The sequence below is a fragment of the Pseudomonas sp. RGM 3321 genome (assembly GCF_022836805.1).
Classification (GTDB): Bacteria; Pseudomonadota; Gammaproteobacteria; order Pseudomonadales; family Pseudomonadaceae; genus Aquipseudomonas.
In genome coordinates this window covers 187,108-207,666 of the sequence record NZ_JALHBH010000121.1, presented here as the reverse complement: position 1 = coordinate 207,666, position 20,559 = coordinate 187,108, and the positions used below count along the sequence as shown (strand labels likewise).

The 20,559-nt window shown below is 54.4% G+C and carries 24 protein-coding genes; 14 read left to right on the top strand and 10 right to left on the bottom strand.

Annotation, left to right across the window (positions count from 1 at the left end; genetic code table 11):
- Positions 1-51: 51 nt before the first annotated feature.
- From RGM3321_RS26495 to RGM3321_RS26475, 5 genes are all read right to left on the bottom strand, one after another.
- Positions 52-534, bottom strand: a complete 483-nt coding sequence (locus RGM3321_RS26495) for a hypothetical protein (protein WP_244395514.1) — start codon at positions 532-534, stop codon at positions 52-54.
- Between the two features lie 328 nt (positions 535-862).
- Positions 863-3,556, bottom strand: coding sequence for a bifunctional DNA primase/polymerase (locus tag RGM3321_RS26490; RefSeq protein WP_244395513.1), 2,694 nt, complete (start codon positions 3,554-3,556; stop codon positions 863-865).
- The gene (locus RGM3321_RS26485; RefSeq protein ID WP_004407080.1) at positions 3,553-3,759 is read right to left on the bottom strand and encodes a TraR/DksA C4-type zinc finger protein; all 207 of its coding nucleotides are present in this window, start codon (positions 3,757-3,759) and stop codon (positions 3,553-3,555) included. The genes RGM3321_RS26490 and RGM3321_RS26485 overlap by 4 nt, the downstream gene beginning before the upstream one ends.
- Positions 3,752-4,240 carry a phage regulatory CII family protein gene (locus RGM3321_RS26480; RefSeq protein WP_024681704.1) on the bottom strand — a complete coding sequence of 163 codons (489 nt, stop codon included), beginning with the start codon at positions 4,238-4,240 and terminating at the stop codon, positions 3,752-3,754. The genes RGM3321_RS26485 and RGM3321_RS26480 overlap by 8 nt, the downstream gene beginning before the upstream one ends.
- Positions 4,241-4,468: 228 nt before the next feature.
- On the bottom strand, positions 4,469-4,696 hold the full coding sequence (locus tag RGM3321_RS26475; RefSeq protein ID WP_244395512.1) for a YdaS family helix-turn-helix protein: 228 nt from the start codon (positions 4,694-4,696) through the stop codon (positions 4,469-4,471).
- Between the two features lie 99 nt (positions 4,697-4,795).
- On the opposite strand from RGM3321_RS26475, the gene RGM3321_RS26470 reads away from it, so the two are divergent.
- The 13 genes from RGM3321_RS26470 (at position 4,796) to RGM3321_RS26410 (ending at position 12,521) form a co-directional block, all read left to right on the top strand.
- Positions 4,796-5,512 carry a LexA family transcriptional regulator gene (locus tag RGM3321_RS26470; protein WP_057422735.1) on the top strand — a complete coding sequence of 239 codons (717 nt, stop codon included), beginning with the start codon at positions 4,796-4,798 and terminating at the stop codon, positions 5,510-5,512.
- A 141-nt stretch (positions 5,513-5,653) separates the two neighbouring features.
- The gene (locus RGM3321_RS26465; protein ID WP_244395511.1) at positions 5,654-5,947 is read left to right on the top strand and encodes a DUF1654 domain-containing protein; all 294 of its coding nucleotides are present in this window, start codon (positions 5,654-5,656) and stop codon (positions 5,945-5,947) included.
- A gap of 75 nt (positions 5,948-6,022) precedes the next feature.
- Positions 6,023-6,217, top strand: a complete 195-nt coding sequence (locus tag RGM3321_RS26460; protein WP_244395510.1) for a hypothetical protein — start codon at positions 6,023-6,025, stop codon at positions 6,215-6,217.
- On the top strand, positions 6,214-6,786 hold the full coding sequence (locus tag RGM3321_RS26455; protein ID WP_244395509.1) for a deoxynucleotide monophosphate kinase: 573 nt from the start codon (positions 6,214-6,216) through the stop codon (positions 6,784-6,786). Before RGM3321_RS26460 ends, RGM3321_RS26455 begins: the two co-directional genes overlap by 4 nt.
- A gap of 49 nt (positions 6,787-6,835) precedes the next feature.
- The gene (locus RGM3321_RS26450) at positions 6,836-7,072 is read left to right on the top strand and encodes a hypothetical protein (protein ID WP_244395782.1); all 237 of its coding nucleotides are present in this window, start codon (positions 6,836-6,838) and stop codon (positions 7,070-7,072) included.
- Positions 7,069-7,443, top strand: coding sequence for a hypothetical protein (locus RGM3321_RS26445; RefSeq protein ID WP_244395508.1), 375 nt, complete (start codon positions 7,069-7,071; stop codon positions 7,441-7,443). The genes RGM3321_RS26450 and RGM3321_RS26445 overlap by 4 nt, the downstream gene beginning before the upstream one ends.
- A complete protein-coding gene (locus RGM3321_RS26440) occupies positions 7,440-7,682 on the top strand; it encodes a pyocin activator PrtN family protein (protein ID WP_031596526.1) in 243 nt (80 codons plus the stop codon). The genes RGM3321_RS26445 and RGM3321_RS26440 overlap by 4 nt, the downstream gene beginning before the upstream one ends.
- Positions 7,683-7,731: 49 nt before the next feature.
- Positions 7,732-8,082, top strand: coding sequence for a hypothetical protein (locus RGM3321_RS26435; RefSeq protein WP_003342461.1), 351 nt, complete (start codon positions 7,732-7,734; stop codon positions 8,080-8,082).
- 40 nt (positions 8,083-8,122) lie between these two features.
- Positions 8,123-8,932, top strand: coding sequence for a DUF2303 family protein (locus RGM3321_RS26430; protein WP_244395507.1), 810 nt, complete (start codon positions 8,123-8,125; stop codon positions 8,930-8,932).
- Between the two features lie 220 nt (positions 8,933-9,152).
- Positions 9,153-9,509 (top strand): hypothetical protein, encoded by a 357-nt coding sequence (locus tag RGM3321_RS26425; protein ID WP_244395506.1) that lies wholly within the window; start codon positions 9,153-9,155, stop codon positions 9,507-9,509.
- Positions 9,506-11,566, top strand: a complete 2,061-nt coding sequence (locus RGM3321_RS26420; protein ID WP_244395505.1) for a DNA cytosine methyltransferase — start codon at positions 9,506-9,508, stop codon at positions 11,564-11,566. The genes RGM3321_RS26425 and RGM3321_RS26420 overlap by 4 nt, the downstream gene beginning before the upstream one ends.
- The gene (locus tag RGM3321_RS26415; protein WP_244395504.1) at positions 11,563-12,255 is read left to right on the top strand and encodes a hypothetical protein; all 693 of its coding nucleotides are present in this window, start codon (positions 11,563-11,565) and stop codon (positions 12,253-12,255) included. Before RGM3321_RS26420 ends, RGM3321_RS26415 begins: the two co-directional genes overlap by 4 nt.
- Positions 12,252-12,521, top strand: a complete 270-nt coding sequence (locus RGM3321_RS26410; protein WP_244395503.1) for a pyocin activator PrtN family protein — start codon at positions 12,252-12,254, stop codon at positions 12,519-12,521. The genes RGM3321_RS26415 and RGM3321_RS26410 overlap by 4 nt, the downstream gene beginning before the upstream one ends.
- Before the next feature lie 173 nt (positions 12,522-12,694).
- Here the strand turns inward: RGM3321_RS26410 and RGM3321_RS26405 are convergent, their stop codons facing one another.
- Entirely contained in the window at positions 12,695-14,074 is a 1,380-nt protein-coding gene (locus RGM3321_RS26405) for a P-loop NTPase fold protein (RefSeq protein WP_244395502.1), read from the bottom strand.
- Between the two features lie 694 nt (positions 14,075-14,768).
- On the opposite strand from RGM3321_RS26405, the gene RGM3321_RS26400 reads away from it, so the two are divergent.
- Positions 14,769-16,409, top strand: a complete 1,641-nt coding sequence (locus RGM3321_RS26400) for a methyl-accepting chemotaxis protein (RefSeq protein WP_244395501.1) — start codon at positions 14,769-14,771, stop codon at positions 16,407-16,409.
- 503 nt (positions 16,410-16,912) lie between these two features.
- Here the strand turns inward: RGM3321_RS26400 and RGM3321_RS26395 are convergent.
- The 4 genes from RGM3321_RS26395 to ectB all read right to left on the bottom strand — a co-directional run bounded on the left by RGM3321_RS26395 (position 16,913) and on the right by ectB (position 20,551).
- Positions 16,913-17,836: a LysR family transcriptional regulator gene (locus tag RGM3321_RS26395; protein ID WP_244395500.1), complete on the bottom strand. Its 924-nt coding sequence runs from the start codon at positions 17,834-17,836 to the stop codon at positions 16,913-16,915.
- Between the two features lie 282 nt (positions 17,837-18,118).
- Complete coding sequence (locus RGM3321_RS26390; protein WP_244395499.1) at positions 18,119-18,565, bottom strand: cupin domain-containing protein; 447 nt, start codon at positions 18,563-18,565, stop codon at positions 18,119-18,121.
- 7 nt (positions 18,566-18,572) lie between these two features.
- Positions 18,573-19,283: an iron-containing redox enzyme family protein gene (locus tag RGM3321_RS26385; RefSeq protein ID WP_244395498.1), complete on the bottom strand. Its 711-nt coding sequence runs from the start codon at positions 19,281-19,283 to the stop codon at positions 18,573-18,575.
- Entirely contained in the window at positions 19,283-20,551 is a 1,269-nt protein-coding gene (gene ectB / locus RGM3321_RS26380; RefSeq protein ID WP_244395497.1) for a diaminobutyrate--2-oxoglutarate transaminase, read from the bottom strand. The genes RGM3321_RS26385 and ectB overlap by 1 nt, the downstream gene beginning before the upstream one ends.
- Positions 20,552-20,559: the final 8 nt, after the last annotated feature.

Sequence of the window (20,559 nt, the reverse complement as noted above, 5' to 3'; positions counted from 1 at the left end):
GCAATACAGCATGAATACGACCACAATACGACAACTCGCCCGGACGAACGGTCAGCGCGCCCGAGGGATTGAAAAGTTCGCCGAGGAACCGGTTGCGACCTTCAAGTGGCGGTCGGTTTGCGGTCCAACCGGGTAGCCACGGATCGAGCCGCTCCGGATCGTGAGAATCAACAGGACCTGCTGATGCAGGCGATCCACCCAGTTGCGATAAGTACGGTCAGCACCTTCGGCAATACCCACCGCTTTCATCTGTTCCCGGACTGTGGTCATGGCGCAATAACGCTCCAGTGCCAACCGTGCCAGCGGTGCACGCCCCGACCGTCCCAGCTCAGCCACCGCTGCCTGAACCTCACTGGCAATGTGATCAATTCCGCACCCCGCACCACCAAGCACCCGTGAACCCGGCGTACCACGCGGCGGCGCGCCGCCCCATTCGATAATGGCTCCCATCTGGCTGCCCAAGCCGCCGCCTTGGCCGCGCTCGCGCATCTGCGCGCCCCAATGCACCATCAACGCTTCGATTTCCTTGATCACTGCCCTTTCCTCTCGAAATCTAAACCCGACACACAAAACACCCTACCCAACACAGACCCAACACAGTTAAAACCCTTTAAAAACAATGAATTAATAAAGAGTGTGCTAGGTGTGTTGGGTTTGTCGGGTTTATAGGTCCTCGCATGGAGAAAAAATAACTGCGCTTTAACCGGCATAAATAACGTCACGCATGCGCGCACGCGACGCCAAACCCAACACACCCAACACACACGTCTGCACCCCGCGAAAAATGGGCGTTTGATCTGTGTCGGGTTACCAAAACCAACCCAAAACATACCCAACACACCCGACACACTTTTAGAGGTACTCATGCTGCGACCGCCTTCACGTGGTCCCAGCTGTCGACGTTCCACCCCGCAAGGCGCGCCTTGGCCCGCCAGGCCTCGACGGCAACGCCTAAGTCCGGCGCTCTCATTGATGGGGGAAGGGAAGCCTCAGGATCATCGGGCACAAAGAAAGCGCCGAAGCGCCGATCATTGCGTTCAGTCCAGGGTATTGACCGGGTCTTCTCCACCTCCGAGCTGATGAACAGCGAGAACTTCGTCTGGCTCATCACATGCTCTTTGTTGCGCTGACACCACTCCAGGAACAAAGCGTATAGATCCGTTGAAAGACATACGCCCCAGAGCCCGCGACCAAGTTCGCCATACCGCCAAAGGTACAGAAACGTTTGCCACCCGGCCCGACTGAGCGCAACCAGCCGCTCGCGTGACGCAGTGCTGGGCGGGCGGGTGCGTTCATTGAAGTCCCCCAGATCCACACGCAGCAGCCATCCATAAAGCGCAGCGACACCGCCATTCTCCAGCTCGCGGCCGATGGCTTTCTGTCGGGCGACCGGTAAGGTTTCCATCGGCCACATGACCAACATTCGCCGGTCACTATCGCTGATCGGCCACGGCAGGATCTCGTTGCTGAGGAACACCGCGTTCATGTGGTTGGCCTCCTCCCAGCCGTTGATGAACTTCGACTCCATGCGCACCGTCTTGCCGGTGACCAGGTGCTTGATTTTGCCGACCTGGTTGTAACGCTGATCGCGGCTGACCACCTCTTCGAACACGGCCCACATCTTCCTGCTTTGCCAGGCGTTGAAGTTGCTCTCCAGCTGGGTCTGGCCAACTGTCGCGGCGTACTGCCCGTAAAGCGCGCCGAAGGTGTCGGCGAACAACAGGCTTTTGCCCGAGCCCTCCATGGTGGAATGCATCAGGACCGCCGTATCCATCTTGGCCCCGAGGTGTTGCAACGGATATGCAAGCCACCGAGTCAGCCACAGTGCCGCAGCCTCATCATGGTTGCAGAGGAATGAAATCAGCCAGCGCAGGTTGGCGCACGCCGCATCGTCATTAACCGGCTCCAACGGCAGGCCGTCAAAAGTGTTGATGTAAATGCTGGGGTCTTTGGTCATGGTCGGGTCGAAGACAATGTGCTCGACGTCGACCACCCGCCGCTCGCTGCTGTTCAACCAGAGCGCATAGGTGTCGCCCAAGGCCATCTTGACAGCCCCCTCGGCGATCCGACGTTTCTTCTCTCGGTCCCAAACGTCCTTGGTTCCGTCGATGTAAACGTACCGTTCGGTGGGCCGCATGCCCAGCGCACCGCCCTTCTTGCCCGCCATTTTGCGGGCCTGCTCGATGTCTTTCACCTGATCGTCGGCGATCAGCTTTTTGTCGGTGGCATCCAGCCAGAGCTTGGCAATGGGCTTGCCCACACGCGCTTCAAAGGCCGACTTCTTCATCACTCGGGACTTGTCGAAGTCCCACACATGCGTCGTGCCTTCGACCAACGCAAAACGCCGCAGCACTTGCTCAATAGTCAGCTCCTCCCCCGCCCCCCCGTCAGGTGCAGGAGCCGCCTCGCTGACAGCAGTTGGTTCTGCCGCATCTGGCTGGTCGCTACCCTCAGTTGGGGCCGGTGGAAGATCGCTTGCTCTGAGTCGGGTCGATTGCATGCCGAGCATCCGCGCTGCCTCCTTCACCGCTTTGGACTGATCACCTCCGTGCTCCAGCAGACAGAACACTTCAAATGCATCGTTTTGGTGACCGTTGGCCAACGGATCAGCCGCATGGTGCGAGTACACTTTGCCTTCAGCGACGGTGACCCCCGGCAGCCCGGTACTACTTTGCGGATACAGCCATTTGCCGCCGCGCTTGGCATAGCCGTGGCTGCGCAGGATCTCTTCTACGTCGTGGCAGTTGTTGAATTCGTCGATGACAGACGGCCGCTTGCCACCTGCAGGGGCTGGCTTCGGTTTCGGCTTTTGTTTGCCGGAAGGCTTGGCGTCCTTCGGAAGCCATGGGCACGCAGCCTCCGCGCCCCGCTTGAAGACGTCCCAGTTGTTCCAGACATTCAGCAGATCGCTGATCAGAACCGGAAGCCCCGAAGCATCAGGCGGCGTGCGCCAGGTGTATGGCTGGCCGGTGCCTGGATGAATGGAGGGAGGCAGTACGTCCTGCACCAATCCTGCACGCAATTCAAACACAGTGAACCGCTTGTACTGCTCGGCATCTGCTCGATACAAGGCCTCTCTGGCCGTATCGCCCGCCTCCCGAGCAGCGTTTGCCTTCAGCATGATTGACTTGTGCTTAGACCCATCCGGGTCGTTTTCATTGGGCCAAGACAGGGAGTGCCGCGTCAGTTCCAGCCCTTCCGGGACCTGAAACAGGACCCGGAACCGCAGAGGATTACCAACGACAGTCGGGAAAGCCAGTGCAAGCGCATCCAGATCAACGCCCAAGAGTTCGTAAAGGACGAACCGCGTCCACTGGACATCGTCGACGTCCAACGAACACACCCGACTCGGCCCCAGCACAACGCCGAGGTTATGGTTGGGATTTTTCGTCCAGAACGCCTCGGCCTTGGCAGGATCATCGATGTACTTACCGGGCTGGTTCCATCCCCTTCCCTTCGGGCCTTTCTCGCCCGGTTGAATCGGTACTAACGCAAAATTGAATGTCTCACAGTAACGACGTGCCCAAGCAGAAAGCGGGATTGGACGATCACTCATCTACGCTGCTCCCGCAGCGACTGACAGTGAATACACGTCTCGCAGCCAACAATCGCAGCACGGCGTGGCTCCGGGATCGGATCGTCGCAGTCTTCACAGAACTGTGAGCTGACCAAACTGGTCGGGATTCGGCGATGCTTAAACAGAGCGACGTCCAACAGGTACTGAGCCTGTTCCGTAGCGCGGTCGATATCGTCAGCCATTGGCACGATCCTCCATCGCCAGACGAGCGCCGGCCATGATGCCCAGCACCGCACGAATGATGTCATTGCCCTGCTTCTCCAGCAGAGCGACTTCGTGCAGCTCCCATACACCGTCGGCAGCACCGTTATGCATGCCTGATACGAACTCGCCCGTTTCGGTCAGCAGCTTGCCAACCGACTTGAGCGCATCTTGTGTGGCAGCGACCGGCTCCGGCTGATACCAAACAGCCCCGGCGGGACGCATCAAGGCATCGAGCAAAAGCGGGCTGCCTGTCAGCCGGACGATGTCTTCAAGTTCGTCCGGATTGAGCCAGCGCCGCTCCTCATCAAGCTTGAGCTTTTTCTGGAGGGTGTCGTTGTCCAACACCATGTCGTGGGCAAGGGCAGTCACCCCGCCCTTGTAGTCGCGTCCGGCGCGGTAAAGCGCCTGGCGCAACGAAAGCACCTGACCAGCGTCAGGCAAAAGATCCGTGCGACTCATAACCGTAAAATCCCCGTTTACGGTGTAGCCATAGGCAGGGGCACGCCCTATCCTACGACCACGACCGATGTGCTGTGCTAAACGTGCTGTGCGGCACGGTTCATCGTTCTAGCCAACCAGGTGATTCTTGTGGTGAGAGGACCTGGTCAGCGGAGTCGGCAGTGTTTTGCACTACCGTTGCTGGGTCGGGGGAATCTTGTGGTGAGAGGTCCCCGACCCTGCTGCTTTTTATGCGGCTTCGGAGCCGCGAAGGTAAGCCCAGTCGATGTCTGGGCGCAGCACCTCGCATACAACCTCGCCTTTCGACTCTCTTTCAATGTTCACTGCAAGAGCGGCACTGGCCCGGCGATTACAGTAAGCAACTTGTCTGAGCTGTCCGGCAGACGTCCCGCAACGCTGGGCAAATGCTTCTAGGTCAGGTTTATTCAAAGGCTTCAAATATTCGTGCAGTGTCATATGCACCTCCGTTCAAGATGCGCAGATTAGCAATTGCTAATCGATACAGCAATAGCAAACCGTAATTTACTGTTTGCTAACGGAAAGCGATCATGGGGTATGGATATCTATAAGCAGCGAATCAGCGCTCTGCGCGCCGCCATGGCGGGGCTTAGCCAAAAAGACTTTGCAAACCAACATGGGTTGGACGCATCGTATTTGTCTCAGCTTTTAAATGGCCACCGGAAGCTCGGCGAAAAAGCAGCTGCAACCCTCGAAGAAAAGATCAACCTGCATCCAGGGAGCTTGGTGAACCCGCAGGTAATGAGCGATTCCGAGCTGACTGAAGTCGTGATGCTCGACACCCCACCCATTGATAGTCGAACGCTGATGCAGTCGCTCGGGTTCATTACCATCCCTCACCTCAACGTGGCGGCGTCCATGGGGTCCGGCAATGTTCCACCCGAATCGCACATTGAAGTGATCAGAGACATTACTGTCCATCTCGACTGGCTCAAGACCCAAGGGTTGGCCTTCTCCAGGATCGAGAACCTGGCCATTATTACCGGCGATGGCGACAGCATGGACGGTACGTTTCGCGACGGCGACTCCCTGCTCGTTGACCGGGGAATTACCGAGATCAGAACTGACGCAGTTTACGTATTCACACTGGACGGGGACCTGTACATAAAACGGCTGCAGCGCATGACTGGCGGGTCCTTGCGGATGATCTCGGACAACCCTTTGTATCCTGCAATAATCATTGAAGGAGCAGACCTGACAAAGGTCCACATTCAAGCCCGAGTGCTCCTTGTGTGGAATGCCAAGAAGCTGTAGACCTCACGCCAATCGAAGCCCGCAATAGCGGGCTTTTTTATGCCTGCCCGGAGTAGAGTACAGATGTACTCCATTTATTCTTGCGGAAAGACCCTCTGCGAAATACTGTATGCATATACACATAAAGCCAAGGAGGACCCAATGGCTAAAGCTGCATGCAAGCGGGTAGTACCGATGTCTCCCGCAGAAATTCTCGCGGCTCGACTTCAAACCATTATTGGCTCCCAATCCGCTCAGGAAGCTCGTTCTGCGGTTATCTACAAAAACCCTGATGAGGATCAGCGGCACTGGGATCAGATCATTGCGGCGATAAATGAAACAGAAGGCGTCTACGTAAAAATCCTATCTGACGGGGTCGCACGGATATCTTGGTATCTACCCGAAACCCTACATCGTCCAGAAGGGAGTAAGCGGAGCACCAAAACCGGCCATTAATTAGCAATTGCTATTGCATAGATATTTAGCTTTTGCTAATTTGTCTCGTACCCCTCTCACCACAGAGTACGAGCTATGCAAACCACTCATCGCAACACCCGCTGCCCGGTGTATCTCCACCCGGCAGCAGCCTCCAACCGCGAATCCATCGCCTCCATTCAGCGCCAGACCGGTCTTCTCTTGATCATCCAGTCCAAAAGCAGCGCCGCGAAAGCAGCACCGTTACCGGCAGTCGATGACTTCGGCCCATGGGGAGGTGATGCGGCATGAAGCAGATCCTGATCGGCCTCACCGGCCCTGCCCGCTCCGGCAAAACCACCGCCGCCCAACACCTGGCCCACGAACATGGCTTTGAGTGCTACGCATTCGCCGACCCGTTACGCGACGGCATCATGGCCATATTCAACCTCAGTCCCGAAGATCTCGAAGGCGAGAAAAAGGAGCAGCCCATTGACTGGCTGGGTCGCTCACCTCGCCAACTGATGCAACTGCTCGGCACCGAATGGGGCCGTCACATGATCAGCGCCAACCTGTGGATTGACCTCGCCGAACAGAACCTTGATTGCCTCAGTGCGGTGTTCGACGGCGTGCCGGGCTTTGTGGTGAGCGATGTCCGCTTCGAAAACGAGGCCGATTTCATCCGCAAACGCGGTGGGACCGTCATTCATTTGTCCCGACCCGACGCAGCGGAAGTGAATCCCCACATCAGCGAAGCGGGTGTGTCAGTCCATCCGGACGACTTAGTACTGACCAACGACAGCGGCCTTCAAGATCTGTTTGGGGCACTGGACGAGTTGTATCGCGCTATCCGCTCACGCGGTCTGCTGGCTGTGGCCTGAGGCATTCCTCATGAACAGAACCCTAGACGCTACAGCAGTGATTCTCGGCATTAAGCCAAGGGCATTTCGAAAGAAGTTGCGCGAAATCGGCGTGTTGACCCAGACAGGCGAGCTTGCCACCAAGCACCGCGACCAAGGCTACCTGTACGAAGATTCGCGCAGCCGCTGGAACAAGAACATTCACGCCTACAGCCACTATGCAGTGGTGATGGTCAAGGAGGCGGGTGTTGCCTGGCTTTCGGACCAGCTTGGCATCACCACCACGAACAAGGACGCCGCAGCATGACTCTGAACGCAATTACTCACGCCGTATGCACGTTGAAACTGGTTCCTTTGCACCTGAACCACCCGACCATCGTAAGTCGCTCGACATTGATCGGAGCGACGTCAGAGGCACTCAGCATGCTGGACGGTTTGCCACCTGTAACTGCCGAATTGGCGGAAGTTTTTCGGATGGTGGACGCCGTGCTGCTTGAAGGCCAGGTCGCGTATGTCACCCCAACACGCTGCCCAGAGCGCCCGTACGGCGCAGTGGTGGCGGACGCGAAGGGAAGACTGTGCGCGACTGCCACCGGCAAATCAAAAGAGGGTCTCGCGGAGCTGATTCGCCTTCAGTTGGTGCCCCAACAGGAGGGGTATGGGGAGGATTCTGCGTGAGTGAAACGCTAATTCAGCTCCGGGACGAGTTTGCGACCCCCTGCCCGACGCTGAGTACTGTACGTGAACGTTACTTCTCGCACATATCGAGTGATCGCTACCTGCTCCGCAAGATCAACGCAGGCCGCATCAAACTCAAGGTCACACGGCTCGGCGGATCGAACAAGGGCCAGCCGGTGGTGTACCTGCACGACCTCGCTGCATATCTCGATGCACAGGCCAAGTCGAAAGCGGCCTGATTAAAAGGTGGTCACTGCCGTCCAGTGACAATAACCAGAGGCACAGGACATGAAACCCACGGATACAGCCGAGTTTATCGGCGAACTCAACGCTGGCGTCTTCGCCAATCAGATCGGCCATGCGCTCTCCGAGGTTGCTGCTGGTGTCGTCGACAACAAAAAGGTCGGCACTGTGACGCTCACGTTTTCGCTCAAACAAATAGCTGACAGCCACCAGGTCACCGTCAACCACAAGCTGGCCTACAAAGTGCCGACCAAGCGCGGCAGCCGCACCGAGGACACCACCCTCGATACGCCGATGTACGTCGGCGAAGGCGGTCGGCTGACGCTGTTCCCTGAAACACCTGCGGCAGACCAGATGTTTGATCGCAACGCCGCACCCGTCCCTGCCAGATCGTAATTCAACCCTATTCCATACCTCTCACCACAGGAAATGATTCATGGAAGCCAAAGCAATTCAGTTGATCCAAGACACCGCCGTGATCGCAAACGCCAAGGCGCTGGACACCTTCACACCTTCAATCGCCCTACCCGCGACCGTGAATGTCGTCAGCTTGGAGAAGTTTCAGCAGACTCGCAGCCGGTTTCGAGGCGTGCTTGAAACCTCGTCGTTGAAGGACTTTAGCGAATACGTGCTGAACCAGGCAGATGGCAACACATCGGGCTTCGTTGATAGCGACGACATGACGTGCACGGTCTTTTTTAACCTCGGCAATCAGGACAACCCTGGACACGGAGACTTTCGCGCCAAGCTCACCCTGAAGAAGACTGCTGCATTTATCGCTTTGGAGCGCGCAGCCGGGTCCAAGCACACTCAAAAAGAGCTGAGCGACTTTATTGAAGACTGGGCACCGAACCTGACAGCGCTCACGCCCGACGGTGCCGATATCGATCTGCGCCGCGCAGTTGGTGCAGTTAGATCAATCACCATCGAGCAGGCCCGCAAAAGCGAACACATCGTCGGCGACATGAGCGTATCCCGCTCGGCAATGGATCAGATCGAAGCCAAATCGACAGACGGCCTTCCCGCTGAGCTGCTGTTCAGCGTGATCCCTTACGAAGGCCTGCAGGCTCAGACCATCCAGTTGCGCGTTGCGGTCCTCACTGGAGGCGACCAGCCCGTGCTTCGTCTGCGCTGGATCGGCGAGGCTCAGTTGCGCGAAAACCTTGTGCAAGAATTCAAACAGGTCGTAGCAGAAGAAGTGGGCGAAGCAACCGACCTCACCATCGGCAGCTTCACCCTGGCATAACCAGCCCGCGTCAGTCCGTCGCCGTCCTCTCACCACCGATCCGGCGACGGGCTCTTTCCCAAGGACACAGCACATGCAAGCACAGCACATCATCACTCTGGTCGGCCTGGCGGCCTGCTTTCTGCTCCTCACCGTCTTCATACGGAGAGCAATCAAGCGGGCATTACGCAGGTCGTACTGGGCAGGAAAGTCCGCAGGTATCGCCGACAGCAGCGCCCGCATGGACGCATTGAATGCAGACATAGCAATGCTTGCACGCCGCCGAGAACGCGACCGCAAAGGATTTCTGCACACTATCGAACTCAAAAACCTCGCTATCAGGCAGCTCGAGGAGCAGTCGAACTCGGGCAGTACCGGCTCGCTCACCAAAGCCGATCTCCAGGTTATGTCAGACACCGCCATCACGCTGGGGCTGGCCCACAAAACCTGGGTTCACATAAAAGGCACAGAGCCATGGCGCACACGCGCAGCAACGCAACTTGAGCAACTGAACAGCATCGTGCTGCGAATCCTTGGCGAGATTCGCATCAGCAGCAGGTCGGCGGAAAACCACACTGATGCGGAGGAAGCAGCATGACCTCACTCACTCGCCCGCCATTTGATTTCAAAACTCAGTACAGCCTAGGGTTTAACGCGCAAGACGACGAGATTGTTGTCGACTATTTCTGTGGTGGCGGTGGCGCTGGTACTGGGCTAGAAATGGGCCTCGGCCGGAAAGTCAGCGTGGCCAAGAACCACAGCGCTGCAGCCATCAGCATGCACACAGTCAATCACCCAGGCGCGAAGCACTTCATCACCGACGTGTTCGACGGCGATCCGGATGCCGAATGCGGCGGCAAGGCCGTGGGCTGGTTCCACATGAGCCCCGACTGCACCCACCACAGCCAGGCAGCCAGTGGCCAGCCGCGCAAACGCGAGATCCGCAACCTGTCTTGGATCGGTTTGAAATGGGCAGGTAAGAAGAAGCCCCGCGTCATCAGCTTGGAGAACGTAAAGCAAATCCTGCAATGGGGGCCGCTGGTGGCCAAACGAGACCCGGCCACAGGTAGGGCGATCAAGCTGGTCACAGTTCTGGGCACCAATGACAAAGCGAAGGTGCAGCACACTGTTGCCGCACCTGGTGAGGTCGTTCCAGTAGATCAGCAATTTCTGGTGCCAGACCCAACGCGGCGTGGCCAAACATGGGCCGTGCTCGTGGCCGAGCTGGAACGACTGGGCTATACCGTCGAGTGGCGTGTGATCCGGGCCTGCGACTTCGGCGCACCCACCAGCCGGGAACGACTGTTCATGATCGCCCGCTGCGATGGCGAGCCTATCGTATGGCCAGAACCAACCCACGCCAAGCGTCCTGCCAAAGGCCAGAAACCTTGGAAGACTGCCGCCGAATGCATCGACTTTACAGACCTGGGGAAAAGCATATTCGGACGCAAAAAAGACTTGGCTCCAGCCACCCTGCGCCGAGTCGCGAAAGGTATGAAGAAGTTCGTCATCGATAGCCCGGCACCTTTTATCGTCCCAATTGCAAACTGGTCAGGCGAGACGGTGCAATCGGCCAACGAGCCGCTGCGCACGGTCACGTCATATCCAAAGGGCGGCGCGTTCTCTGTGGTCAGCCCGGTTATCGCACCGGCAACCCACCAAGGCAGCGACCGCATCAACGATCCACTGGAGCCATTGCCGACAATCACCTGCGCCAACCGTGGCGAACTGACGCTGATCAGCCCCACCCTTATCCAGTCAGGTTATGGCGAGCGCAATGGGCAGCTACCTCGCGTGCCAGGAATAGACCAGCCGCTCGGCACAGTTGTAGCTGGCGGCGTGAAACATGCGGTCGTCTCCGCATTCATGGCTCAGATGAACGGCGGCTTCAACACCATCCACGGCAAAGGTGCAGACGAGCCGATGACGACAGTCACCAACACTGGAAGCCAGCAGCAATTGGTGACAGCCACGCTGATCACCAACACCACTGGCCACGGCCCGACAGATCTGGACGATCCAGTCCCCACAGTGACGACTGGACAGCACCATGCCCTTGTAGCAGCAAGCCTGGTCCACCTGCGGGGCAACTGTGATGCGCGGGATTTGATAGATCCGCTGCACACCATCAGTGCTGGCGGGCAGCATCACGGACTGGTCACTGCATTCATGGAACGCCAGTTTGGAGCGAGTATCGATCAGGCATTGGACGAACCAGCTCCGACGGTAACGGCAGGTGGCGGCGGCAAAAGCGCTGTTGTTTCATTGAAGCTGTCACCGGAACACGAGGAAGGCGCTCTGCGTGTCGCTGCCTTCCTGATCAGCTATTACGGGACAGAGAACTTCAGCGGCGCGGGAGAGCCGACACCAACGATCACGACCAAGGATCGCCTGGCGCTGGTCACCGTGATGGTCAAGGGCACGCCATACGTGATCGTCGACATCTGCCTGCGAATGCTCAAACCGCCAGAGCTATACAAGGCTCAGGGCTTCCCCGCCGGCTACATCATTACCCACGGTGCAGACGGCAAGCCGTTCACAAAGACCAAGCAGGTACACATGTGCGGAAACAGCGTAAGCCCTCCGCCGATGGCCGCACTTGCCAAAGCAAACGACCCATGGCGGCAGATCGAACTCTGCTGGGAGGCAGCATGAGCCGCACAGGAGCGCGTGACAAAGCGCGCCGGCAGCTTACCGAAACCCTGACGCTCTTGAGTGAAGCCGTAGCCATTCTTGGCACGTCACGCTCGCTGATCGAGCACATGGGTACCTCAGACGCAGCTCAGTATCTTGCCGGTCTGGGCGCTTTTTGTTCTCGCCCGTTTCCAGCGCAGGTCGACCAGCACCCTGATAACCAAGCTGTTGATAGGTTCGCTGCCGCAATGAAAACCAAGCTTGCAGAGGCTCGCGTCAAAGGTCGTCATAGCTGGTGTGAGTCATGGGTGCAGGACAAGCAACTAGCCGAACTGATGGTTGGGCACATTCCCAAGAGCAATGCTGGCAACTTCGAGGACATAGCGAACTTTGCCATGATGCTGCATCAACGGGGCGCGGATCCTATGGAACTGACATTGGCGTTCAACAAAGCCAAGCTCGGCCGGGATTTGATGGCGCGTGTTGAACGTGTGCTAGAGGAAATGACCAAGCAAATTACCATTCAACCAGCCAATCTGGACAGCAAGCCAGTGGCTTGGGATGTCCGATCCAGTCGTGGAAGCTGGTGCAAAACGGTGAGAAGCCTAAAGACCGTAAAGGCTGCTGAACAGTGCGGCTTCAAGATAGAACCGCTCTATCGCCAAGTCCAATCAGTCAGAGCGAACGCAGACGGGGGTGGGGCATTATGAATACGCTCTTTCTCCTTATGGCCCAATACGAAGGCCAAGCAGTGATACCCGTCGACAGGGTCTGCTCCGACTATATGCATCTGTCTGTAGAGAAGTTTAAGCGCAAATGCCTAGACGGAGAGATAGATATACCAATTGTTAGACTTGGTGCCGACAGCCAAAAAGCAGCGTTAGGCATTCACCTAAAAGATTTGGCTGACTATATTGATCGACAACGGGAGAAAGCAACGAAGGAGCAGAACAAGTTGATGGGCAGAGTCGCATAAAGCAAAGCAGTGAGCTGAGACTTATCAAACTACTAAACTTAGGCGCATCGCAAACATCTTATACATACCAAAAATAACTACCAAAACAAATAGAAAAAGACCCAGCCACCTTCTGGCTGGGCTTTTCGTTACATTCGCTGCAAGCCCGCGCGAGCTTACACGACCACCTATCACTACTCCAGATTATGAGCCAAGTCCACAATTGTATAATATGCGGACATATGACTGTAATTTTCACCAAAAGCTCGGCTAATTGCTTCAACGTATTCAGTTTGACCACTAGCGCGCCGGTAATTCTCTCGCGCCGCGGATGCTCCTAATGCAAAGAAATTCAAATAGTTATGAAATATATCATGCACCGAAATACTTGTATCGCCAAAATAAAGAATTGCTGCCTGATACTTTTCCTTTAAGCGCCTAATAGTCTCATTGGAAGGTGAATTCTTAGACTCCCAGTACAACTCGGGGTTGCGATCCTTTAAAAAAACAAGGTAAGCCCCCCAAAAAAAATGGAATTGCCCCTTCACATTTGATTCAAGAGATTGTATTTGAAAAACAATCTTCTCTAACTCTCTCAGTTTAGCGCCAAACGTTTGTGCTAGAGCTAGGAAAACGATCTGTCTCAAATTGAGATCTTCTTCGCCTTTCAATACTGTACCGTAAACCGGAGTTGCAAAATGCATGGAATCATGGCGATCTCGGGGATCATAATCAGATATGACCGGGATACCAATATCATGCCGCCAGTCTTGCGTGTGACTGCTCAAGAATTTGGTTTTGATCCACTCTCTAGGATTTGAGTTATCCAATGAAAATTCAGCATCAAAAAATCTTTTTAGATACTGCCTAGATTCGAAAGACTGTCCATAAACCGCATTGATTGAGTGCGCTAACTGCTTGGTGTCGCTAGCGATAATAAATTTGCATTCAGATATATCGAAAAGATGTTTAATTCTTTCTAATAACTCGATAGCATAAGTCGGACGACATCGATCTAACTCATCAATAAAAATATAAGCAGGCTTTGAATCACCCCCTTTCTTTAGCTTGGCCTTACTTAAAAGCTCAATAAATATTTTTTTGAAATTATCAACACTTTCTATAGCATCCTTATTTGAAGATATCAAATGTTCCACGGCTTTCTCGGCGGCATCAGCCAAACTATCGCTTACAGCTTCTGAAATAGCATCACTGTCTACAGCTAGATATTTTTTTACTAACCCTTTAGCAACCACCGGTGTGGCAGCGACTAAAGTTTTTGCCGCACTTGCAGTGAATTTTTTTAACGTCTTGGTGGCATCGGCGGTTTTTTCTAGCTGACCTTGAAGCTGCTCCCTTATCGTTGCAACAAGAGATACGAACGGATCACCTGAATAGTCATGCTTCCAAGCATCAAAATAAATACATGGACGAATGGGATGTTGCTCCTCATGCCAAGCCTGTAAAAAAAATGTTTTACCTGACCCCCACTCCGAATTCACATTCAAGACTTTGATATGAACAGATGCATCAAGGTGCTGACTTAAGAACTTAGCGACCCCTTTGCGGTTCATAAGATCATGTCTCCACGGGTCATTGTCGTTGATTACAGTCATTCCCTAACTACCCCACTTGGCAAAAAAATGTAGACCAAATCGATCAGCAGCTGGATCTTACCCGCCTGATAGAACCCGTGTACAGCTGCGGGCTGAGAAGATACAGCGTTGAGTCCATACGATCCTCATTACGAGGGGACGCTATGCATGATATGCATTTGATACATTGCACTCTATCTGTACTAGGATCTGTTTGGAATATCCCGTGCGTGCATACGTAGCCTACTTCCCTCTCCGCCCACAGAAGCTTCTCGGAATTTCGAGCACCTTCTGAGTAGCTATCACTGCAAAATTGGTACACCACCTCAACCAGCTACCGTTTCACCCAATAAAATAAGGGCCTTTACGATAGGCTCATCCAATCCATCATAATGAAGCTAAAGAATTTCTCAAACTCGCCAGGCGGCTCTGGGCACAGCGCTGAGAATGTCAGCCTATAACAATAGCGGTTGGATGGTACGCCAAGGCAATCGCGCAGAGCTCACACCCCCGTCCCCCAGATAGAAAGAACGAATGCGAGGGCTAGGATCAGGCCAACCTTACCACCCGTCGCTTTCAGGTTAATTCAGCTCAGCAATCCAGCGGTCCAGCAGATACAGCGTAAGGCCCTGCTTTTCATGAGGCCGAGCAATTTACTGACAGTGAGTCTGAAATGAATATATTGCGTGAAACGATGCTTACAACACGCCTAGTATCTGCATTTGTGGCCTGTGCCATAATCACGTTAGGGGTAGGACTGGTAGCATACACGGGCATTGAAAGCCTAAAGGCAAACGTCGACGATGTCATCAATAATAGTTTAGTATCTGTATATAAGACCAGCAACGCCCGAGCAAATACTGTGGCTCACTATCGCGACCTACATCGAGCTTTATTGTTTAAATATGAAAAAGTAGACCAGGCAAAGTACGAGACTGTACTTCAATCACTGACAGACAACCAAAAAGAAGTAGAGCAGCTTTTCAGAGAATACCGACAAACTCCACTAGAAGATGACGAGCGTGTTGCGGGCGACCAATTTGAAAAAGATTGGCCTGCTTATATTGCGGCAGGCAATCGCCTGATAGAGTTGACCACAGCCGGTGATCTGGAAGGCGCAACCAGATTATTTGAAAAGCAAATCGACCCTACGTACAAGGCGGTGAACGACGAGCTCAAACTTATTATAGCCTCTAACAATCGTCAAAGTATGGAAGCAGGACCTGAGGCAGAATCAACTACCCATGGAGCTTACTTGTCATTAGCCATCGGCGTAGCTGCCGCGTTTATAGCCGCGATCGCTTTGGGATTACTCGTAACCAGGTCTATAACACGCCCCCTATCGTCAGCTCTGCTTACTGCACAACAGGTTGCCAGTGGAGACCTTTCACGTACTATTGATGTTAGCGGCAAAGACGAGACAGGGATGCTACTTACTGCGCTTAGCACCATGCAGGTCAATCTGAGAGCTACCATTAAGGAGATCGGCAGCGCAGCCGACCAACTCGCTTCCGCATCCGAAGAGCTGAATGCTGTTACAGAGGAAAGCTCTAGGGGGCTCATCCGCCAAAATGACGAAATCCAACAAGCCGCGACTGCCGTTAACGAAATGACAGCGGCAGTGGAAGAAGTAGCTAGAAACGCTACCGGCGCTTCAGAAGCCTCTGAACAGACAAGCCGCGATGCGATAGACGGACGCAATCAGGTCAAAAAAGCTGTCGACTCCGTCAGTGCTATGGCAGACAAGATTACCGACTCAACCGACAAGGTTCAGGTCTTGGCTACGCGCGTTAACGAAATCACTAAAATACTCGCAGTCATCCAATCTATCGCCGAGCAGACCAACCTGCTGGCGCTGAACGCTGCCATTGAAGCGGCCAGAGCTGGCGAACAGGGGCGAGGCTTCGCTGTAGTTGCGGATGAAGTGCGTGCTCTTGCGCACCGAACTCAAGCATCGACCGCAGATATTGAGACGATGATGGGACAGGTACGCATTGGTGCGGAAGATGCAGTTCTCGCGATGAATACTAGTAAAGCTCTCGCCGCAGAGACTCGTAATCAGGCTGTCGAGGCAGGCATGGCTCTTGATCGGATCACAGAAGGCGTTTCAACGATAAATGAAAAAAATCTCGTAATAGCTAGTGCTGCCGAGGAACAGGCTCACGTTGCCCGTGAAGTTGATCGCAACCTCATCAATATTCAAGATCTTTCCACACAGACCGCCACAGGGGCACATCAGACCAACGCTTCCAGCTCAGAGCTCTCGAGACTTGCTGCCTCATTCGGAGTACTCGTAGGCAAGTTCAAAACCTAACTGACGTCTACTCTGTTGACGATTGAATGTCTCATGTGTAGCCACACCCATGTGAGACATCGTTGTTAAGTCACGACGTTCATCTGAATATCATTGCGTCAAATTTGCTACAAGGCGACTGTGGAATGCTGTTATCCCTTGCAAACACTGGTCGCACCCCCAGAGTTCGTCCAGTCCATCATGGGGGCGACGGAGAAGCGGCGGGACAGTGTTGCAACCGGCTCGCCTATGTTTGCTGAGGCTTCGTTGTTTTCGATGTTCATGTGGATTGGTCTTTTACGCGGCGGGTTATCGCCATCCCTTAGCTGGCCTTAACAACATGCATCATTGAGAGGCGGCCAGTGAGAAAATGGCACAATTGAATCGAGTGATGCGCGGGACCACGCAGTGGCCCGCACGCAGAGACGCGGTCAATCGGGAAAGGCCGATAGTTTATCAGGAAAGCGACAGCCCTGATGACGTGCTTATTTGCAGCCGGATTTCAGGCACAGGAGCTGAACGAGTCAAAAAGCGCCAACAGCAAAGGCATTTTCCGGGCGTGTTTTTCCAAGGATATTCTGCTCGCAGTCAGCATTGACGCTCCTCACAACGCTGGTACTAATTCTGGAAAGGACAGCTCTGGAAATACGATCGTGGTTGGAGAGTACAGACATCCGTATGGCGGGCAATGCGGGAAGCAGCGAGCTTGTGATAATAGGCGTATCGCCCGGAATGAGTGATAACTCGCCCACGCCAATACCCACACCGGCACTGATGGCATTGAAAACGGCAAAATTGGACTCTGAGGTGAATCGTATCTCGGACGCCATCCCGGCAAACTGCAAGGATTGGACAGAGACCTCTCGGCATATACAACCATCGGGAAAATGCACCAACGGTATCGGATGCCCTGCCCTGATCAGCCTGGCATCGCCGATCCAGTGCAGTTCTTCACGCCTGATGTATTCAGAATGCTCCATGACCCGAGATTCCGGTACTGCGACAACGGCCATGTCCAGTAGACCCTGGTCGACGTCGTCTATCAAGAACGACGACGTCTTGCAGACCAGCTTTATCTTGAGATCGGGGTTTGATCGAGACAGGGCTTTTACAATCCCGTGAACGAAAAAGAGTGCGTAATCATCCGGCATGCCCAGACGCAATTCGCTATCAGGGTTCTTGTTCTTCAAGCGGAACAGATTGTCATGCATGGCGAGAATCTTTTCAGCGGCCGCCAATACTTCTTCGCCAATGACCGTCAGCCGAAAACCGTCGTCGCCTCTGACGAACAATTTCAGTTCCAGAAGTGCTTCCAGCTTTTTTATCTGCATGCTGATGGCAGGTGGAGTTTTGCACAGCGCAACCGCAGACCGCGTGATACTTCGAGTTTCGCTCACCGATTTGAACGTGCGCCAGAGGTGCGTATCAACATCAAAGATTCGAGACATCCGTTTTCCCTGTTTACCCGGTGCAAAGCGGATGGTCGACTTTGTCAACCGGGTGTTTTCCCGCTCCGGGGTTTTTCCACTGCACCCCGGCTTTCGTTCCCTATATAGTTAGGCCATTTGGCGGGTATTCGCAAAGTATTCCTGAGCATCAGAGGAAATAGGGTTAAAAAACGGCGGGCTGAATCGATTTTCTGCGCCCCGATCATCTTTCTGACCGTTCATTTACGGATGAAAACTTCGGTACGTCCAGACTCCATCCGCTGCACGGATACCGAGCTTCGTTCAGGAAGCTTCCTCCCGCAACGCGACGCCAAGCGCCTGCAGCAGAGGTGTATTTTCACAGGCGATGTACGTGACCTCTGCGTCCTCTGATGTATTGACGTGTTTGTGCCAACGCCAGACGGGAATATAAACGGCGTCTCCAGCTGTCCAGGCAACGAGCGTCTCTCCTACCATCGAAAAACCGGTGCCTGAAATAATATAGATGATGGTTTCATAGTTATGCCGATGCAGGCCCGACCCTTGCAGCGGCTGTAGCGCACCGAACGTCATGCTTATCGACCTGGACGGCAGGTCGACAACATGAACTTCGTGCTTTCTTGTTTTGCTGAACGCGTCCAGCGTGGTTGTTCTGACGCCTTCATGTAACAGCGTGCCCACGTCCTCGCCAACGGCCATACTGGCGGGAACATGCACGAAATCACTGGACGAAAAAGTATGGTTATTCATGCTCACCTCAAAGTTTATCGAGAAACTCAAGTCGCGCCTTGATCATCATGACGGCGGCGTGCCGGACTATTTCAAAACGAGTCGGTTTTTCCATCACCAGACGCGACAGAATCGCCAACAGGGTGTCCGCGTGACCATCGTCACATTCGATATGCAACGTGAAAAACCTGAGCCTCTCTGCAGCAACGCCCTGACCCGAGAAGCCAGTGACAATGTCACTGTACAGATGAGGAACAATGGCCTCAGCCCCCAGGCACAACGCCGAGAGTCCATAAATACCATTGGGCTGTTTGCAAAAGTTCATCATTGTATCGATGAGGTTCTGCGTGGAAGGAAGCGTGGCGTGCGCCTCGAGGTTCAGGTCGAAGGAGCACAACATCTCACGGTAGATAGCCGAATGAGTGGGTTCGGCGACTTCACCAAAACCCAGTTCTTCGAAAAGATTTTCGAACACTGCCAGAATATCTTCATCACCCTCAAGATGACTCATTAACTGGCAGATGTACCGCGTGAAATAACGGCTGTATTTTCCTTGTTGCACGAGAAAGTTCTTCAGCCGGTCTATCGGCATGCTTGCCGCACGGCACTGAACCAGAAAAGGATGATCGAAAACCTGCTGGATCAGTTCGTCTCTTAATTGTGCAAGCTCTTGCAGGATGAACTCATTGCCCAACGCACGGGCAGACAATGTACGGGTATCTCCAACCATTAAATCCATCAGGCAATCCCTCGCGATGATTCGTTATGTAAGGTAGAAAGGTAGGCACGTTTCAAGATGTCCAGTCCGCGCTCTAGTACAGGCAGATCGATGGTCAGCGGCGGCATCAGCTTGAGCACTTCATTCAAGGGGCCACAGGTTTCCACAAGCAGACCTTGTGACAGGCATTCTGCAGACAGTCTGCTCGCGCGCCGTGAGTTGCCAAATCTCAATCCCATGAACAGCCCTCTCCCGACAATGCGGACAGCCTCGGGGGGTGAATGAGCAATTATTTTTTCCAGTGCAAGGCGCAGAACGGCGGAACGTTGCGCTATCGAGCGCTCGAACGCGTTGTCTTGCCAATAGCTCAGTGCCGCCGCAGCCGTCAAGAATGCAGTGTTGTTTCCACGGAAGGTGCCATTGTGCTCACCGGGCGCCCACTGATCGTGCTCCGGTTTTATCAGCACCAGTGACATCGGCAGACCATAACCGCTGATGGACTTTGAAAGGCAAATGATGTCGGGGGATATATCGGCAGATTCAAAACTGAAAAATGTGCCCGTACGACCGCAACCGGCTTGAATATCGTCAATGATCAGTAGCGCACCTGAGGCCCGGCACAGCTGTTGAATTCTCTGTAACCATTGCGGCCGCGCGCAATTCAAACCGCCCTCGCCCTGCACAACTTCCAGAATAATGGCCGCTGGCGGCTCGAAACCTGCGCCTGCTGAGGAGAACATCGTTTCAATGATATGCGCGCTGTCAATGTCACGCCCCAGAAATCCGTCATAAGGTAGCCGAACGACGTTTGACAGCTCTACGCCAGAGACGGCTCTTTTATCGGCGTTGGCGGTCAGCGCCAGCGAGCCCAGCGTGACGCCGTGAAATGCATGGGTAAACGCAGCGATGCAAGTGCGTCCGGTGATCTTGCGGGCCAGCTTCAAGGCGGCCTCGATTGCATTGGTGCCCGTGGGCCCGGTGAACTGCAGTTTGTAGTTCATCCCCCGCGGCGTGAGGATAATCCGCTCGAATTGTTCGATAAACCGAGACTTCGCAGCGCTGTGAAAGTCCAGGGTTGTCGTGATGCCGTCCTGCTGAATATAGTCCAACAGCTCTTTTTTCAAACGCGGGTTATTGTGGCCATAGTTCAGTGATCCGGCCCCCGCAAAAAAGTCGATGAACTGCCGCCCCTCGACGTCTTCGATCACTGCCCCTTGCGCCGTCGCAAACACAACGTCACAGTCGCGACAATAAGAACGCACATTCGACTCACGCTCGTAGATAGCCATTGATGGGT

Excerpts from the sequence above, each read along its gene's own strand:
- RGM3321_RS26490 (WP_244395513.1), bottom strand. The coding sequence starts at position 3,556 with ATGAGTGATCGTCCAATCCCGCTTTCTGCTTGGGCACGTCGTTACTGT.
- RGM3321_RS26485 (WP_004407080.1), bottom strand. The coding sequence starts at position 3,759 with ATGGCTGACGATATCGACCGCGCTACGGAACAGGCTCAGTACCTGTTG.
- RGM3321_RS26480 (WP_024681704.1), bottom strand. The coding sequence starts at position 4,240 with ATGAGTCGCACGGATCTTTTGCCTGACGCTGGTCAGGTGCTTTCGTTG.
- RGM3321_RS26475 (WP_244395512.1), bottom strand. The coding sequence starts at position 4,696 with ATGACACTGCACGAATATTTGAAGCCTTTGAATAAACCTGACCTAGAA.
- RGM3321_RS26470 (WP_057422735.1), top strand. The coding sequence starts at position 4,796 with ATGGATATCTATAAGCAGCGAATCAGCGCTCTGCGCGCCGCCATGGCG.
- RGM3321_RS26465 (WP_244395511.1), top strand. The coding sequence starts at position 5,654 with ATGGCTAAAGCTGCATGCAAGCGGGTAGTACCGATGTCTCCCGCAGAA.
- RGM3321_RS26460 (WP_244395510.1), top strand. The coding sequence starts at position 6,023 with ATGCAAACCACTCATCGCAACACCCGCTGCCCGGTGTATCTCCACCCG.
- RGM3321_RS26455 (WP_244395509.1), top strand. The coding sequence starts at position 6,214 with ATGAAGCAGATCCTGATCGGCCTCACCGGCCCTGCCCGCTCCGGCAAA.
- RGM3321_RS26445 (WP_244395508.1), top strand. The coding sequence starts at position 7,069 with ATGACTCTGAACGCAATTACTCACGCCGTATGCACGTTGAAACTGGTT.
- RGM3321_RS26435 (WP_003342461.1), top strand. The coding sequence starts at position 7,732 with ATGAAACCCACGGATACAGCCGAGTTTATCGGCGAACTCAACGCTGGC.
- RGM3321_RS26430 (WP_244395507.1), top strand. The coding sequence starts at position 8,123 with ATGGAAGCCAAAGCAATTCAGTTGATCCAAGACACCGCCGTGATCGCA.
- RGM3321_RS26425 (WP_244395506.1), top strand. The coding sequence starts at position 9,153 with ATGGACGCATTGAATGCAGACATAGCAATGCTTGCACGCCGCCGAGAA.
- RGM3321_RS26420 (WP_244395505.1), top strand. The coding sequence starts at position 9,506 with ATGACCTCACTCACTCGCCCGCCATTTGATTTCAAAACTCAGTACAGC.
- RGM3321_RS26415 (WP_244395504.1), top strand. The coding sequence starts at position 11,563 with ATGAGCCGCACAGGAGCGCGTGACAAAGCGCGCCGGCAGCTTACCGAA.
- RGM3321_RS26410 (WP_244395503.1), top strand. The coding sequence starts at position 12,252 with ATGAATACGCTCTTTCTCCTTATGGCCCAATACGAAGGCCAAGCAGTG.
- RGM3321_RS26405 (WP_244395502.1), bottom strand. The coding sequence starts at position 14,074 with ATGAACCGCAAAGGGGTCGCTAAGTTCTTAAGTCAGCACCTTGATGCA.
- RGM3321_RS26400 (WP_244395501.1), top strand. The coding sequence starts at position 14,769 with ATGAATATATTGCGTGAAACGATGCTTACAACACGCCTAGTATCTGCA.
- RGM3321_RS26395 (WP_244395500.1), bottom strand. The coding sequence starts at position 17,836 with ATGTCTCGAATCTTTGATGTTGATACGCACCTCTGGCGCACGTTCAAA.
- RGM3321_RS26390 (WP_244395499.1), bottom strand. The coding sequence starts at position 18,565 with ATGAATAACCATACTTTTTCGTCCAGTGATTTCGTGCATGTTCCCGCC.
- RGM3321_RS26385 (WP_244395498.1), bottom strand. The coding sequence starts at position 19,283 with ATGGATTTAATGGTTGGAGATACCCGTACATTGTCTGCCCGTGCGTTG.
- ectB (WP_244395497.1), bottom strand. The coding sequence starts at position 20,551 with ATGGCTATCTACGAGCGTGAGTCGAATGTGCGTTCTTATTGTCGCGAC.